The organism is Pseudactinotalea sp. Z1739 (assembly GCF_049725055.1).
GTDB lineage: Bacteria > Actinomycetota > Actinomycetes > Actinomycetales > Beutenbergiaceae > CALKWS01.
In genome coordinates, this window is sequence record NZ_JBMPQA010000001.1 from 414,044 (window position 1) to 429,436 (window position 15,393).

The following is a 15,393-nucleotide window of genomic DNA, read 5'->3' on the forward strand; positions in this document are numbered from 1 at the left end:
ATAGAGCGGTCACGCTCATCGCCACTGATGTGCAGGACATTGCTCGAGAGTACCTCAAAACCGTTACGGGGTTGAAACATATGAGCGGGAAACTTGAGAACGGGTTGACCTTTGACTAGCGCAGGCTGGGACGCTCATTGCCCAGCACTTGGGTAGGTCATTGAGTGGCATTGGTAGCGTCCATCGTCGGTGGCCGATCGACCCGACGTGCATCGCGGACGGCCGCCGGTCCACCAGGGTGGCGCTGGGCGCGGCCTCGGTGGTGTACTTAGGTAATGCTTGCCTTACCAAAGTCGGCCGGGACGACCGCACGCGGCATCCAGGAGATCCTCACCCGCGATGACCGGCCGGCGTATCGGCCCTTCGCCGCCGAGGTGACGAACGTACGCACGCTCGGACCGAATTTCCGCAGGGTGACGTTCACCGGTGCGCAGATGGGTTGGTTCGGCACCTACGGCCAGGACCAGCGGATCAAGATTCTGTTCCCGCTGGCCGATGGCCACCTGACCGACGTCGGGGCCGACGATGCGGGGATCGCCATGGCCGGCACCTGGTACGAACGCTGGCGCGAGGCACCCCAGGAGCGGCGCTGTCCGCTGCGCACCTACACCATCCGGGCGGTCCGCCCCGACGTGGCCGAGATCGACGTCGACATGGTGATTCACGGCGACGCCGGACCGGCTTCGCGCTGGCTGCAACAGGCCGCGCGAGGCGACCGCGTCGTCGTCGTCGGTCCCGATGCCCGCTCCCGCCAGTATGCGACCGGAGCGGACTGGGCACCCGGGACCGCCACCGAGTTGCTGCTCGCCGGGGACGAGACCGCCGCTCCGGCGATCTGTTCGATCCTGGAGGATCTGGGGGCGGACAAGCGCGCCCGCGCTTTCATCGAAGTGCCCGGGCAAGGGGACTTCCTGGACGTCGACCACGGCGACCACGCGCAGATCACCTGGCTCGGTCGCGACGGGGCCGGGCACGGCGAGCACCTCATCCCGGCAGTGCGTTCCTGGGTCGCCGCACACGCGGCGGTCGTCGACGATGCTCGTGCCGTGGTCGGCCAGGCACTGGAAGACGTCGACGTCGACACCGAGCTACTCTGGGACTCCCCCGTGCTCCAGGTCCAACCGGTCGACTCCTGCGGGCGCGGTCAGCGCTGCGGCTCGGACTTCTACGCCTGGTTCGCCGGTGAGGCCGGGATGATCAAGACGCTACGCCGGATGCTCGTCTCCGAGGCCGGGGTATGCCGGCGCCGGGTGGCGTTCATGGGCTACTGGCGTCAGGGACGCAGCGAGTCCCAGTGAGGGGCACGCTGAGCGCGCGGCTCCGGCACCTGCCATGACCAGGACCCTGACCAGGGCGCCCACCCCGGCGCCCGCAACCGCAGTCCCTACCCGCCGCCGTCTCCTCGGCTTGGGCGTTGCCGTCGTGCTATTGCTCATCGTGTGTGCCGCGAGCCTGGCGCTGGGTGCCCGGGAGGTGGCGCTGGGAACCGTATGGGAGGCACTGCTGGACCCGGTAGCCGGCGCGGCCGACCACGCGGTGGTGCTGGACCAGAGGCTGCCCCGCACCATCGTGGGACTGCTGGTCGGGGCCGCGCTGGGGCTGGCCGGCACCGTGATGCAGGGCATCACCCGCAACCCGCTGGCCGATCCCGGCCTGCTGGGTGTCAACGCCGGGGCCTCGCTGTTCGTGGTGCTGGCCATCACCCTGTTCGGGATCACCAGCCCTTCGAACTACCTCTGGTTCGCCTTCGCCGGTGCGGCAGCGGCGACCGTGGTGGTCTACGGTATCGGGGCCCTGGGGCCCCGGGGCGCCACCCCGGTCACCCTGGCGCTGGCCGGGGTGGCACTGACCGCCGGCATCACCTCGATCCTGACCCTGCTGCTGCTGTCCTCCACCACCGCCACCAACACCTACCGCTTCTGGGCGGTGGGCTCGCTGGCCGGACGCGGCAGCGGCACCGGAGGCGACGTCATCACCACCCTGGCACCGTTCCTGGCCGTGGGTGGCGTGCTGGTCCTGGCGTGCGGGCGGTGGCTGAACCTGCTCTCGATGGGTGATGACCTTGCCCGCGGCCTCGGTCTGCACATCGCTCGCGCGCGGGCACTCGCTGTGCTGGGTGTGGTGCTGCTGGCCGGCGGCGCTACGGCACTGGCCGGACCGATCGTGTTCGTGGGGCTGGTGGTACCACACCTGATCCGCCCGTTCACGGGCCCGGATTACCGCTGGATCCTCCCCTACGCCCTACTGGTGGGCCCTGCGCTCCTGCTGGCGTCCGACGTGCTCGGGCGCCTGATCGCCGGGCCCGGCGAACTCGAGGCCGGGCTGGTGGTCGCCCTCGTGGGGGCCCCGGTGATGGTGGCCATCGTCCGCCGCGCCCGGTTGGCGGGATTGTGACCGCTCCTGCGGCGCCGGCCGCCACACCGGATCCGCCGGTTCTCCCCGCCCCAGCCGGCACGGTGCTGGCCGGGGTGCGCCGGGCCCGACGTCGGCGCACCCTGATCGTGACCGCGATCCTGGCCGCCCTCGTCCTGACCCTGGCCTGGGCCAGCCTGACCTGGGGCGGTCACACCGGTGCGGTCCTGGACTACCTCGCCACGGCCTTCGGTGCCGGGAGCGGGGACTCCTCCTTCCTGATCGGACGGCTGCGGCTGCCCCGGGTGGTGCTGGCGGTGCTGGTCGGCGTGGCGTTCGGTCTGGCCGGGGCGCTCTTCCAGTCCGTCCTGGGCAACCCGCTGGCCAGCCCGGACATCCTCGGTGTCTCCGGCGGTGCGAGCCTGGCCGCGGCCTTTGCGATCATGGCGCTGGGCCTGACCGGAGCAACGGTGGGTCTGTTCGCCTTCGGCGGTGCCGCGACGGTGGCGGCCGCGATCTACCTGCTCGCCTGGCGTGGCGGGGTGACCGGGTTCCGATTCGTGCTGATCGGGGTCGGTTTCGCCTTCGCCATCAACTCCGGCATCGGGTACCTGCTCACCCGCGCCGAGGTCGCCGACGTTCGCACCGCACTGGTCTGGATGGTCGGCAGCATCGGCACTCCCCGCTGGACCGACATCGCGGTGCTGGCGGTGCTGGTCGGCGCCCTGCTGCCGCTGGTGGGTCTAGCGGCGCGAGGTCTGCAGGCGCTGCAACTCGGCGATGAGATGGCGGGCGGTCTGGGGGTACGCGTGGAACCGGCACGTCTGCTCGTGCTGGTGGTGGGGGTGGGCCTGGCCGCCAGTGCCACCGCATTCGCCGGTCCGGTGGCCTTCGTGGCGTTCGTATCGGCTCCGATCGCGCGCCGGCTGCTGCCCTCCGGCGGCCTCGCACTGGGGGCGGCGGCGCTGGTGGGGGCCGTCGTGGTGCTCGGTGGTGAGTTCGCTGCCACCCACCTGATCGGTTCCCTCGAGGCACCCGTCGGGATCGTCACCGGCGCCGTCGGCGCCCCGTACCTGCTGTGGCTGCTGGCCACCGATGACGCCGGAGAGCGGAGCGCATGAGCACCACCGACCACAAGAGCGGCCATGACCTGCGCGCGAGTGCGCTGAGCCTGGCATACGACAGCCGCCGGGTGATCACCGACCTGGACCTGACTGTTCCCCGGGGGGCGATCACCGCGATCGTCGGCGCCAACGGCTGCGGCAAGTCCACGCTGCTGCGCGGACTTGCCCGTCTGCTGCGCCCGGTGTCCGGAGCGGTCACCCTGGACGGCAGGGACCTGCGCGAACTGCCCTCCCGCCACGTCGCGCGCACGATCGGGATCCTGCCGCAGAGCCCCACGGCTCCGGAGGGCATCACTGTGGCCGACCTGGTCGCCCGGGGCCGCCATCCGCACCAGGGATGGTTCGGGCAGCCGAACGCGGCCGACGACGATGTGGTCACCACCGCGCTGGAAGCCACCGGAACGCAGGGGCTGGCCGGGCGCCGTATGGATGAACTCTCCGGCGGGCAGCGCCAGCGCGTCTGGATCGCCATGGCGCTGGCTCAGGACCCCGACATCCTGCTACTGGATGAGCCCACCACCTTCCTCGACGTCACCCACCAGCTTGAGGTGCTGGACCTGCTGGCGGCAGTGAACCGGGAACGGGGCGGCACGGTGGTGATGGTGTTGCACGACCTGAACCTGGCCGCCCGATACGCCGAGAACCTGGTGGTGATGCGGGCAGGGCGGGTGCACGCGATCGGCAGTCCGCACCAGGTACTCACCGCCGAGGTGGTCGCCGACGCGTTCGGGTTGCGTGCCCGGATCGTGCCGGACCCGGTCTGTGGCACCCCGATGGTGGTCCCGATCGGACGATTCCATCAATAAGCGGTACCGGTTTGTCATCGCCGCACATCTGACATTAGGTTAGCCTCACCTAACTTTCGATGGATGTGGAGATCTCGTGGTCCGACGCTCGCTCCTGGCCGTTCTCGCTGCTACCGCCCTCGCCCTGTCCGCCTGCGGTGCCTCCGCCGGCACCGGCGACGGAGCAGGCCGGGCCGCCGACGCCGCAGGCAGCGGCGATGGCGACGGCCCCGGGGCTCCGGTCAGCATCGACCACGCCTTCGGTAGCACCGAGATTCCGGCCGGGGCGAGCGACGTGGTCACCCTGGGCTGGGGGTCCACCGAGGCCGCGCTCGCACTCGGGGTGGTCCCGGTGGGTATCGAGGCCCAGACCTACGCCGTGGACGACAACGGCCTGCTGCCCTGGGTGAACGAGGAACTCGCGCACCTCGGCGCCGAGCCCGCGATCCTGCCCGCGAACGTGGAGGAACCGGCATATGAGGACATCGACGCGCTCAGTCCCGATCTGATCCTGGCCCCTTATTCGGGCCTCACCGATGAGCAGTACCAGATCCTGTCCGAGATCGCCCCGACCGTGGCCTACCCGGACCAGCCCTGGACCACCCCGTGGCGCGAGGTGATCGAGATCGTCGGCACCTCCCTGTCCATGCCGGGCGAGGCCGCGGAACTGGTGACCGAACTGGACGACACGTTGGCCGCCGTCACCCAGGAGCACCCGGAGCTGCAGGGACTGACCGTGGCAGCGATTTGGGACGTCGGCGGCACCTTCTACGTCTACAAGCCGGCTGACTCCCGGGTGGACTTCCTGCTCGACCTCGGCCTGACCAGCGCACCGTCGGTGGAGGAACTGGACGGTGGTGGGGAGTCGTTCGTCTACGCCCTGTCCTATGAGAGCACCGACGCGATCGACGCCGACATCCTCGTGAACTACGCCTCCACCGGCGAGGAGGTGCAGACGTTCCTGGACCAGTCCTACGCCCAGGTCATCCCGGCGGTCCAGCGCGGCGCGGTCGCCCACATCACCGGCGACCAGTTGATCGCAGCGATGTCCCCGCCCACGGCCCTGTCCCTGACCTGGGGGCTGGAGGAGTACGTGGACTCCATCAGCGCTGCCGCGGCGAACGCACGATAGCCCAGCCCCCGGTCCCGGCGCACGAGGTCGCGACACAGATTGGCGTGACCGCCGGTCACGGGCGAGACTGGGCCGATGGTCACCGCTTCGCACGTCGCCGCCGCCACGACCACGACCCTCGTGCACCGGGCCGACCAGGCCCCGGGATGGTGGCGCGACGCCGTCATCTACCAGATCTATCCCCGTTCCTTCGCCGACTCCGACGGCGACGGCGTCGGGGACCTGCCGGGGATCACCGGCAGGCTGGACCACCTTGCCCGCCTCGGCGTGGATGCGGTGTGGCTGTCACCCTTCTACCCCTCCCCCCAGCACGACGGTGGCTACGACGTGGCCGACTACCGGTCGGTGCACCCCCAGCTCGGCACGCTGTCGGACATGGACGCCCTCATCGCCCGCGCCGACCAGCTGGGCCTGCGAGTGATCGTGGACCTGGTGCCCAACCACACCTCGGACGCCCACCCCTGGTTCGCCGAGGCCCTGGCGGCACCGCCGGGTTCACCGGAGCGAGGCCGGTACATCTTCCGTGACGGCACCGGACCCGACGGGGCCGAGCCCCCGAACAACTGGGGCAGCGTGTTCGGCGGACCGGGCTGGACGCGCATCACCGAGGCCGACGGAAGTCCGGGGCAGTGGTACCTGCACCTGTTCGACTCCCACCAGCCGGACTTGAACTGGGAGCACGAGGAGGTCCGCGGGGAGTTCATCGACGTGCTGCGTTTCTGGCTGGACCGTGGTGTGGCCGGGTTCCGGGTGGATGTGGCCCACGGTCTGATCAAGGATCAGTCGTTCCCGGAGTGGGAGGGCCACCGCGCGATGATCAGCGCCGAGGAGAGCGCCGAGCATGCCGGCAAGCGGGCTCCGATGTGGGACCAGCCCCGCGTGCACGAGATCTACCGCACCTGGCGTGAGGTGCTGGCCGAGTACGGTCCGGAGCGAGTGCTGATCGCCGAGGCGTGGGTCGAGGACGATCGCGCGCTGGCCCGGTATGTCCGGCCCGATGAGATGCACCAGGCGTTCAACTTCCAGTTCCTCACCACCCCCTGGCGGGCCGGGGCGTTGCGGCAGAGCATCCAGACCTCGTTGCTCGAACTCGACTCCGTCGGAGCACCCTGCACCTGGGTTCTCTCCAATCATGACGTGGTCCGTGCCGCCAGCCGGCTCGGATTGTCCGTGACCGGCAAGGGTCCCAATGGGATCGGCGCGGGCGACCCACAGCCCGATGGCGAACTCGGTCTGCGGCGCGCACGGGCCGGGCTGCTGCTGATGCTGGCGCTGCCGGGCTCGGCCTACCTCTACCAGGGCGAGGAGTTCGGCCTTCCCGAGCACACCGATCTGCCCGACGAGGTGCGCCAGGACCCGACCTTCGCGCGCACCGATGGGCGGGTCGTGGGCCGGGACGGGTGCCGGATCCCGCTGCCCTGGCGCTCCGACGCTCCCGGGTACGGCTTCTCCCCCACCGGCGCCACCTGGCTGCCCCAGCCCGAGTCCTTCGCCGCGTTGGCGGCCGATATGCAGAAGGGTGACCCGTCCTCGACCTATGAGCTGGTGCGCGCCGCACTCCGGATCCGTCGTGACTGGCGATTGGGCTCGGGGTCGCTGGCCTGGGTGGATGGGCTGCCGGTGAACGAAGGTGATCTGCTGGTCTTCACCAACCGCGAGGTGGTGGTCCTGGTAAATCTGGGCGAGCGAGCCGTTCCGCTCCCCACGGACCTGGAGGTCCTGCTCGCATCCGGCGGAGGCGACGACGTGGACCACGTGGGCCCGGACGAGGCGGTCTGGGCGGTCATCCCCCGGCCGGCGGACGACGACGGGCCGCACTGAGGCGCACCGCGAGCCACCGCGCACTCGGGCGGGCGAGCACGGAGGGGCTCAGCCGCCGGAGACGCCCAGCTCGGCCTGCTCCAGCAGGGCTCGCAGTTCCTCATCCAGGTCCCGGGAGTCCAGCCACCCCTGCGGCAGGTGCGGGACCTTCGGGGTGCCGGCGCGCCCGCGCGGCCCCTCCGCCCCGGCGCCGGGATAGGGCTGGTCCAGGTCCAGCGCAGCGAGCCGGTCGTCCAGTTCAGCGAGAGAGGACACGAGTCCGAACGCGGCCCGCACCGGGCCTCCCACCACGTAACCCTTGAGGTACCAGGCCATGTGCTTGCGCAGTTCCCGCAGGGCCTTACCCTCATCACCGAAGTGCGTCACCATCAGTTCGGCGTGCTCCCGGATCGTCGTGGCCACCTGGGCCAGGCCGGGGCGGCGACGCACCGATGAGCCGGCGAAGGCCGCCACCAGGTCGGTGAACAGCCACGGCCGGCCCTGGCAGCCGCGCCCGACCACGATCCCGTCGCAGCCGGTGTGGGCCACCATCGCCAGCGCGTCCTGCGCTGACCAGATGTCGCCGTTGCCCAGTACCGGGATGTCGGTGACGGCCTCCTTGAGTGCTCCGATCGCGTCCCAGTTGGCGGTGCCGGAGTAGTGGTCGGCGGCGGTGCGCCCGTGCAGTGCCACCGCGGCCACACCGGCGTCCTGGGCGCGCAGCCCGGCATCGAGGTAGGTCAGGTGCTCGGCGTCGATGCCCATCCGCATCTTCACCGTGACCGGCACATCGCTGCCCTCGGTGGCGCGCACGGCGGCCGTGACGATCGCCCCGAAGAGTTCGGACTTCCATGGCAGCACCGCACCGCCGCCCTTGCGGGTCACCTTGGGAACCGGACAGCCGAAGTTCAGGTCGATGTGATCGGCAAGGTCCTCCTCGACCAGCATTCGCGTCGCCGCCCCCACGGTGGCCGGATCCACCCCGTAGAGCTGGACACTGCGCACCGCCTCACCGGCGTCGTGGGAGATGATGCGCATCGACTCGGGAGTGCGCTCCACCAGTGCGCGGGACGTGAGCATCTCGGCCACGTACAGCCCGGCCGGTGCCGGACCCGGCAGTGCGGCACCCTCGGGGATCCCGGCAGCGCCGGCCCGGCGGCACAGCGCACGGAACGGCGCATTGGTCACGCCGGCCATCGGTGCCAGCACCACCGGGCTGCCCACGGTGATCGAGCCGATCTGCAAGGGATTCACATGGGTATTCTCGCATCCAGGCCGGGACCGGCCACGGTGATGCCCGCCACGGCCCGCCGAGCCGGATCACCTGATCGGCTCAGGTGGTCCCTGGCCACCGGCCCACCGCCTCACGTCGCCGGGCTCTGGCGATGCGCACCGTCGTCGTCGGACTCGATCTCGGCAGCCCGGTGCTCGACACTCACGGGTGTGCCGGGGCGCCCGGCGCTTCGCCGGCCGCCGGCCCGGACCGGCTCCGCACGGCGGCGGCTGGAGCGCACCAGCATGGCCGCGATGAAGGTGGTCGCCGGGATGGCCAGTACCAGGCCGATCGAGGAGACCAGGGTGCGCACCACCTCCTCGGCGATCTCCCCGGCGGTGAGTGTGCTGGTGACGGAACGGTCGTAGAGCATCACCAACATCAGGGTGGTCATCGCGGTGCCGACGTACGCGAAGGCCAGGGTGTAGACGGTGGAGGCGATGTGGTCGCGGCCGATTCGCATCGCCCGGGCGAACACGCTGCGGGTGGGGGCGTCCGGGTTCGCCGCGTGCAGTTCCCACACCGCCGAGGCCTGCGTGATCGAGACGTCGTTGAGCGCGCCCAACCCGGCGATCACGATGCCGCACATCAACAGGTCACGCAGGCCCAACCCGGGCAGGACCGCGTCGAGCATCAGCGCACTGTCCGACCCCGACCCGGACAGCCGCGCCGCATTCGTGGACCACCACGCCAGTCCCGTCGTCACAGCCAGCCCGATGAAGGTGCCCAGCAGCGCAGTGGTGGTGCGGATCGAGACACCGTGGGCCAGATACACTGCGAAGAACATCATCGCGCTGGCACCGACCAGAGTGGTCAGCATCGCCGGGGCGCCCGACATCAGCGCCGGCACCAGGAACGCCGCCACCACACCCAGGGAAGCCAGCAGGCCGACGATGGCCATCAACCCCCGGATCCGCGCCACCAGCACCACGACGAGCACGTACAGGCCGGTGAGCAGCAACAAGGGCACGTCCCGGACCGCGTCCACGTACACATACGGGCTGCCCGAGCCCATCGCCCCGGTGGTGAAGAAGATCCGGATGGTGTCACCGGGTTCGATCCCGGCGGAGACGATCTCCGGAGGCACCTGGATCGGCACGATCCGCTCGGTGCCGTCCTGCAGTTCGGCCATCGCCTCGGTGCCGACCTCTCCGGTGACCTCGGTGATCACCGCAGTGGTGAAACCCGGGCCCTCCACCGGATTCTCCTGCGAACCCACCGGGGTCTCCCCCCGCGGCCACAGGAGGGCCAAACCCACGACGGTGGCCAGCAGCAGCGGCAGCACGACCGCGAGCAGGATGCGCCGTGTTCGTCGGGCTACCGCTGGATCGAGGTCGGTATCGGTGTGCTCATGCGTCATTGTTCACACTGTGCCCGGCATCGGGCCGCGCTTGCGGCAGCGACACTGCCGAAGTTTCCGTCCGTGCCGCACACCCGTGGGGGGGCGCGACCGGGGCCGGAGTGGTGCGGAGCACATCGGATCTTTATTGACACTGGTTCTCATTGGCAATGAGAATGGTTCAATGTTCGCACGCTCAGCGCCGTTCCGATGCACGGCTACCCTGGCGGGCGTCGGCCTGCTCCTTGCGGCATGTTCGGACGCCGGCGGCCCAGCCCCTACCTCTCCCGGGGATCCGGAGAACCTGAGCGTGGTGACCGCCTTCTATCCCCTGCACTTCCTCGCCGAGCAGGTCGGAGGCGACCTGGTCGGCGCCGGTGACCTCACGCCCTCCGGCGCTGACCCACATGACCTGGAACTGTCCCCGGTCGATGTGGCGATGATCGAACAGGCCGATGTGGTGGTCTATCTGTCCGGCTTCCAGCCCGCGGTGGATGCGGCCATGGAGCAGGTGTCCGGGCCGGTCGGGCTGGATCTGGCCGAGGTGGTGGATCTGCAGGACACCTCCGCCACCGTGCGCTCCGGCACGGATTCCGGCACCGACTCCGACGACGAGCACGCCCACGACGACGCCCACGACGACGAGCACGCCCAGCAGGAGGGTGGTGATCAGGACGGGCACGATCACGGTACGGAGGATCCGCACTTCTGGCTCGACACCGAGCGGATGGCTGTTGCCGCTCACGCACTTGCCGAGGCGCTTGGCCAGGCCGCGACGGAGCACGCCGGGACGTTCGAGGCCAACGCCGCGCAGCTGCAGGCGGAGCTGGACGCTCTCGATGAGCACTACCGCACCACGCTGGCCTCCTGCTCCGATGAGGTCATGCTGGTCAGCCACCTCGCCTTCGGCTACCTGGCGATGCGCTATGACCTGACCCAGGTGGGCATCGCCGGCCTGGACCCGCACGTGGAGCCCTCCCCGGCCCGCCTCGCCGAGATCCGCGCCGTGGTGCTCGCCGAGGGCGTGAACACGATCTTCGTGGACCCCCTGGCCAGCGCACGGGTCAGCGACGCCCTGGCCGCTGAACTCGACCTCCAGGTCCTCACGCTGGACTCCCTGGAGAACCTGCACCCACCGGCCACCGACTACTTCGAGGTGATGGAGGCCAACCTGGAGGCCCTGGCCGAGGGGCTGACATGCCGGTGAGCACCCTGAACGCCACGAACGTGGACGTGCACCTGGGCGGCGCCCAGATCCTGCACCGGGCGAATCTACAGGTGGCCAAGGGTGAGATGGTCGCGCTGCTCGGTGCGAACGGCTCGGGCAAGTCCACGCTGATGCGCGCGTGCCTCGGTCTGGTGCCGGTCTCGGCTGGCCAGGTGCGCATCCTGGGGGCACCCCTGGGCCACGGTGCGCCGTGGCACCGGATCGGTTACGTCCCGCAACGCCCGAGTTCGGCCAGCGGCGTTCCGGCTACCGCCGAGGAGGTTGTCCGCACCGGCCTGTTGTCACGCCGACGCTGGTGGGTGGGCAGGGACGGGCGCGCCGCCACCGAGGCCGCCCTGGAGTCGGTGGGCATGGCCGACCAGCGCGACAAGGCACTGCATCACCTCTCCGGTGGGCAACAGCAACGCGTCAGCATCGCCCGCGCCCTGGTCCGACGTCCCGACCTGCTGCTGATGGACGAACCGATGGCAGGGGTGGACCACCCGAGCCAGGAGGTCTTCGCCGACCTGCTCACCGAGTTGAAGACCCAGGAGGTCACCACGGTGGTGGTGCTGCACGAACTCGGGTTGTTGCGCCCGCTGATCGACCGGGCGGTCGTGATCCGTCAGGGACGCGTCGTCCACGACGGCGACCTGCCCGAGCCCGCGCCGTTCCACGACCATCCCGAGCATGAGCACGTGCACGCCGATCACGGAGAGTACGAGGGCCCGCCCGACCCGCTCCAGGTGACACTGCCATGATCGCTGCCCTGGCGACGCTGATGACCACGGCGAGTGCGACGGCGAACCTGGCCTCGACGAGCCTGCTGGACCAACTCGCCGCGGTGCTGGCCAGCCCGATGACGCAACGTTCCCTGCTGGCCGCGCTGATCGTGGGCCTGGCGGCGCCGGTGGTGGGCACCTACCTGGTGCAGCGCAGACTCTCGCTGCTCGGTGACGGGATCGGGCACGTGGCCCTGACCGGGGTGGCGATCGGATGGTTGGTGGGTGCCGCCACCGGAGCCACGGACATGGAGGCCTACGCTGTCCCGGGCGCGATGGCCGCGGCCGTGATCGGTGCGGTCCTGATCGAAGTGGTCCGTGCCCGCGGCGCCACCAGCGGCGACGTGGCGCTCGCGCTGCTGTTCTACGGGGGCATCGCCGGAGGCGTGGTCATCATCGGCCTGGCCGGCGGCACCAACGCCAACCTGATGGCCTACCTGTTCGGCTCGCTGGCCACCGTGTCCACCAGCGACCTGACCGTGACCGTCCTCATGTCGGCGGCGATCCTGGTCGTCGGTCTGGGGTTGCGCACCGCGCTGTTCGCCGTCTGCCAGGACGAGGAGTTCGCCCGCTCCACCGGTCTGCCGGTCCGCTTGCTCACCATCCTGATCGCCGTGGTCGCAGCCGTGACCGTGACGGTGGCGATGCGGGTGGTCGGGCTGTTGCTGGTCTCGGCCCTGATGATCGTGCCCGTCGCGATCGCCCAACTCATCACCTCCTCCTTCCGTCGCACAATGGCGCTGGCGATGGTGATCGGTGCGCTGGTGTGCGTGACGGGCCTCACGATCACCTTCTTCCACCGGCTGGCCCCGGGTGCGATGATCGTGGTGGTGGCGATCGGCGTGTACGCCCTGATCGCAGCGGTGCGCCCGATCATCCAGGCCAGGCGCCCCCGGGACCGGTCGGCCCACCCCGAGATGGCCGACGATGTCCGGCTGAACAACGTCACGTAGGAGAGATGAGGCCATGCAGCGCATGACCCGCCAGCGGGCCGCCGTTGCCGAGGTGCTCGCGGAGTCCGAGGAGTTCCGCACCGCACAGGAACTGCACGATCTACTGCGCGACCAGGGCCACTCGGTGGGCCTGGCCACGGTGTACCGGACCGTGCAGACCATGGTCACCAACGGGGACGTGGACGTGCTGCGCAACGACGAGGGTGAGGCGATGTACCGCCGCTGCGCGCGGACCGAACATCACCACCACCTGTTGTGCCGGCGGTGCGGGCGCACCGAGGAGATCGGGGCGGACCTGGTCGAGCAGTGGGCCGCCAGCGTGGCCCGCGCGTACAATTTCGTCGAGGTCGAACACATCGCGGAGTTGTACGGCATCTGCGCCAGTTGCGCCGGAAGAGAGAGCTGATGGGCAACTTCTTCACCACGGGGCCCTTCTGGGCGGTGTACGTGGTGTTGTTCCTCATGGCGATGGCGCGCGGGCAGATGATGTATTGGATCGGCCGCATCCCCACCGAGCAGGCGCTGAAGCGGACCGCACCGACCACCGGGTGGCGGGCGCGGGCCCACCGCTGGCTCTCCGACGGCGGCGCCGATGCAGGTGTGCGTTCCATCCAGCGCTGGGGTCTGCCAGTGGTGTCGTTCTGTTACGTCACGGTGGGTTTCCAGTCGCTGGTGCAGGCCGCAGCCGGCATGCTGCGGATTCCGCTGCTGTGGTACATCCTGGCCCAGATTCCCGGATCCCTGGCGTGGGCCGCGATCTACTCCACCATCGGGTTCGGGTTGTGGGCGGCCATCATCGCCGCAGCGGCAGGGAGTCCGGCGGGCCTGATCGCCATGACCCTGGCGCTGGCCCTGGCCGTCACGCTGATCGCGCTACGCCTCCGGCGCAAGCGTGCCCGGGAGGCCGAGGAGCCACCTCTGCTCACCGGTACCGGCACCGAGCCGGTCGAGCCGCGGGGCGTCGACGGCGGCGACACGGGCCTGCGCGGTGGGGGCGCGGACGGCAGCCAGGCCACCCACGCGCGCAAAGCCTCCGACGACGCACCGGTCACCCCCTCCTCCTGACGACGGGACCTGAGCGGGCCTGCGGAGATGCCGGTCAGGAACTGCTGGGCTTGTCCACCGCAGCCCCATAGCGCCGGTCCCGCGCGGCGTAGGCGGCGGCTGCCTCCCACAGGTCCCGGCGGTCCACTTCCGGCCAGGGTTTGTCGATGAAGATCATCTCGGCGTAGGCGGCCTGCCAGATCAGGAAGTTCGACGCGCGCTGCTCTCCCCCGGTGCGCAGGAACAGATCCACATCCGGCAGGTCGGGCTCGTCCAGATACCTGGCCAACGTCCGCTCGCTGACCCGCTCCGGATTGACCCGCGCGGCCACCGCATCGCGGGCCAGGGCTGCGGCGGCGTCGGCCAGCTCGGCGCGGCCACCGTAGTTCACACACATCGTCAGCGTGCACACGGTGTTGTTGGCGGTGAGCCGCTCGGCCTCCTCGAGTTCTGCGATGACGCTGCGCCAGAGCCGCCGGCGCCGCCCGGCCCAGCGCACCCGCACCCCCCAGTCGTTCATCTCGTCGCGGCGCCGGCGCAGCACGTCCCGGTTGAAGCCCATCAGGAAGCGCACCTCGGCCGGCGAGCGCTTCCAGTTCTCGGTGGAGAAGGCGTAGGCGCTGATGTGGGTGATCCCGAGTTCGATCGCCCCGGCCACCACGTCCAGCAGCACCGCCTCCCCTGCGGCGTGTCCCTCGGTTCGGGGAAGCCCGCGAGCATTGGCCCAACGGCCGTTGCCGTCCATCACGATCGCCACGTGCCGCGGTATCCGGCCGGGCGGCAACTGCGGGGGCCGGGCTCCCGATGGGTGCGCGGGTGGCGATTGAACCTGGCCGCTCACACCCGTTCCACCATCCGCAGCGAACGTAGTTGCCGCTCCAGGTGCCACTGGGTGTACACCGCCACCAGACCGGAGGCCTCCTTGCGGTGGGTCTCCTCCGAGACGTCGGCCACGTCCCAGTCGCCGGTGAGCAACGCCGACAGCAGTGCCACGGTCTGCGGGGCCGGTGCCGCGGCACCGGGTGGGCGGCAGTTGCTGCACACCATCCCGCCCATGCCGGCAGAGAACGCCCGGTGGATCCCGTCGGACTGGCACCGGGCGCAGGAGGCGAAGCTCGGGGCCCAGCCGGCGATCGCCAGGGCCCGCAGCAGGTAGGAGTCCAGCACCAGCGTGATCGCGTGCTCACGCCCAGCGAGGGCGCGCAACGCACCGGCCAGCAGCAGGAACTGCTGGGTGGCCGGCTGGCGTTCCATCTCGGTGAGCCGCCCGGCGGTCTCGACCATCGCGGTGGCGGTGGTGAACAGGGCGTAGTCGGAGCCGATCGCCCGACCGTGCGGAGCGATCGTGTCCACCTGGGTGACGATGTCGAGGTTACGCCCGGAGTAGAGCTGGACGTCGATCAGGCTGAACGGTTCCAGGCGCGCACCGAACTTCGATGAGGTGCGCCGCACTCCCTTGGCCACGGCACGCACCTGCCCGGTGTGCCGCGTGAGCAAGGTCAGGATCCGGTCCGCCTCACCCAACTTGTGGGTGCGCAGCACGATCGCCTCATCCCGATAGGTACGCACCGCCCCATTGTCCACCATCGCCCCGGGGCAGGC

At 70.3% G+C, this 15,393-nt stretch carries 15 protein-coding genes; 11 read left to right on the forward strand and 4 right to left on the reverse strand.

The features are described 5' to 3' along the window. The first annotated feature begins 275 nt into the window (after positions 1 to 275). From ACO0LV_RS01945 to ACO0LV_RS01970, 6 genes are all read left to right on the forward strand, one after another. Positions 276 to 1,298, forward strand: coding sequence for a siderophore-interacting protein (locus ACO0LV_RS01945; protein WP_424786173.1), 1,023 nt, complete (start codon positions 276 to 278; stop codon positions 1,296 to 1,298). Positions 1,299 to 1,332: 34 nt separating this feature from the next. Continuing rightward, positions 1,333 to 2,394 carry a FecCD family ABC transporter permease gene (locus ACO0LV_RS01950; protein ID WP_424786174.1) on the forward strand — a complete coding sequence of 354 codons (1,062 nt, stop codon included), beginning with the start codon at positions 1,333 to 1,335 and terminating at the stop codon, positions 2,392 to 2,394. Beyond that, complete coding sequence (locus tag ACO0LV_RS01955; RefSeq protein WP_424786175.1) at positions 2,391 to 3,473, forward strand: FecCD family ABC transporter permease; 1,083 nt, start codon at positions 2,391 to 2,393, stop codon at positions 3,471 to 3,473. The genes ACO0LV_RS01950 and ACO0LV_RS01955 overlap by 4 nt, the downstream gene beginning before the upstream one ends. Then, the gene (locus ACO0LV_RS01960) at positions 3,470 to 4,282 is read left to right on the forward strand and encodes an ABC transporter ATP-binding protein (RefSeq protein ID WP_424786176.1); all 813 of its coding nucleotides are present in this window, start codon (positions 3,470 to 3,472) and stop codon (positions 4,280 to 4,282) included. The genes ACO0LV_RS01955 and ACO0LV_RS01960 overlap by 4 nt, the downstream gene beginning before the upstream one ends. A 76-nt stretch (positions 4,283 to 4,358) precedes the next feature. Continuing rightward, on the forward strand, positions 4,359 to 5,393 hold the full coding sequence (locus ACO0LV_RS01965; RefSeq protein WP_424786177.1) for an ABC transporter substrate-binding protein: 1,035 nt from the start codon (positions 4,359 to 4,361) through the stop codon (positions 5,391 to 5,393). A 75-nt stretch (positions 5,394 to 5,468) separates the two neighbouring features. Further along, positions 5,469 to 7,214 (forward strand): glycoside hydrolase family 13 protein, encoded by a 1,746-nt coding sequence (locus ACO0LV_RS01970; protein ID WP_424786178.1) that lies wholly within the window; start codon positions 5,469 to 5,471, stop codon positions 7,212 to 7,214. Positions 7,215 to 7,262: 48 nt separating this feature from the next. Here ACO0LV_RS01970 and dusB read toward each other — a convergent pair whose 3' ends face one another. Together dusB and ACO0LV_RS01980 are read right to left on the reverse strand one after the other, a co-directional pair. Continuing rightward, the gene (gene dusB / locus ACO0LV_RS01975; RefSeq protein ID WP_424786179.1) at positions 7,263 to 8,447 is read right to left on the reverse strand and encodes a tRNA dihydrouridine synthase DusB; all 1,185 of its coding nucleotides are present in this window, start codon (positions 8,445 to 8,447) and stop codon (positions 7,263 to 7,265) included. 110 nt (positions 8,448 to 8,557) lie between these two features. After that, entirely contained in the window at positions 8,558 to 9,826 is a 1,269-nt protein-coding gene (locus ACO0LV_RS01980) for a YibE/F family protein (protein ID WP_424786180.1), read from the reverse strand. A 163-nt stretch (positions 9,827 to 9,989) separates the two neighbouring features. On the opposite strand from ACO0LV_RS01980, the gene ACO0LV_RS01985 reads away from it, so the two are divergent. From ACO0LV_RS01985 to ACO0LV_RS02005, 5 genes are all read left to right on the forward strand, one after another. Further along, positions 9,990 to 11,012, forward strand: coding sequence for a metal ABC transporter substrate-binding protein (locus ACO0LV_RS01985; RefSeq protein WP_424786181.1), 1,023 nt, complete (start codon positions 9,990 to 9,992; stop codon positions 11,010 to 11,012). Beyond that, complete coding sequence (locus ACO0LV_RS01990) at positions 11,003 to 11,773, forward strand: metal ABC transporter ATP-binding protein (RefSeq protein ID WP_424786182.1); 771 nt, start codon at positions 11,003 to 11,005, stop codon at positions 11,771 to 11,773. Before ACO0LV_RS01985 ends, ACO0LV_RS01990 begins: the two co-directional genes overlap by 10 nt. 98 nt (positions 11,774 to 11,871) lie before the next feature. Further along, positions 11,872 to 12,747, forward strand: coding sequence for a metal ABC transporter permease (locus tag ACO0LV_RS01995; RefSeq protein WP_424786276.1), 876 nt, complete (start codon positions 11,872 to 11,874; stop codon positions 12,745 to 12,747). Between the two features lie 13 nt (positions 12,748 to 12,760). Beyond that, positions 12,761 to 13,153: a Fur family transcriptional regulator gene (locus tag ACO0LV_RS02000; RefSeq protein WP_424786183.1), complete on the forward strand. Its 393-nt coding sequence runs from the start codon at positions 12,761 to 12,763 to the stop codon at positions 13,151 to 13,153. After that, positions 13,153 to 13,812: a DedA family protein gene (locus tag ACO0LV_RS02005; protein ID WP_424786184.1), complete on the forward strand. Its 660-nt coding sequence runs from the start codon at positions 13,153 to 13,155 to the stop codon at positions 13,810 to 13,812. Before ACO0LV_RS02000 ends, ACO0LV_RS02005 begins: the two co-directional genes overlap by 1 nt. 34 nt (positions 13,813 to 13,846) lie before the next feature. Here ACO0LV_RS02005 and ACO0LV_RS02010 read toward each other — a convergent pair whose 3' ends face one another. Beyond that, the gene (locus tag ACO0LV_RS02010; RefSeq protein ID WP_424786185.1) at positions 13,847 to 14,632 is read right to left on the reverse strand and encodes an isoprenyl transferase; all 786 of its coding nucleotides are present in this window, start codon (positions 14,630 to 14,632) and stop codon (positions 13,847 to 13,849) included. Then, on the reverse strand, positions 14,629 to 15,360 hold the full coding sequence (gene recO / locus ACO0LV_RS02015; RefSeq protein WP_424786186.1) for a DNA repair protein RecO: 732 nt from the start codon (positions 15,358 to 15,360) through the stop codon (positions 14,629 to 14,631). Before recO ends, ACO0LV_RS02010 begins: the two co-directional genes overlap by 4 nt. Positions 15,361 to 15,393: the final 33 nt, after the last annotated feature.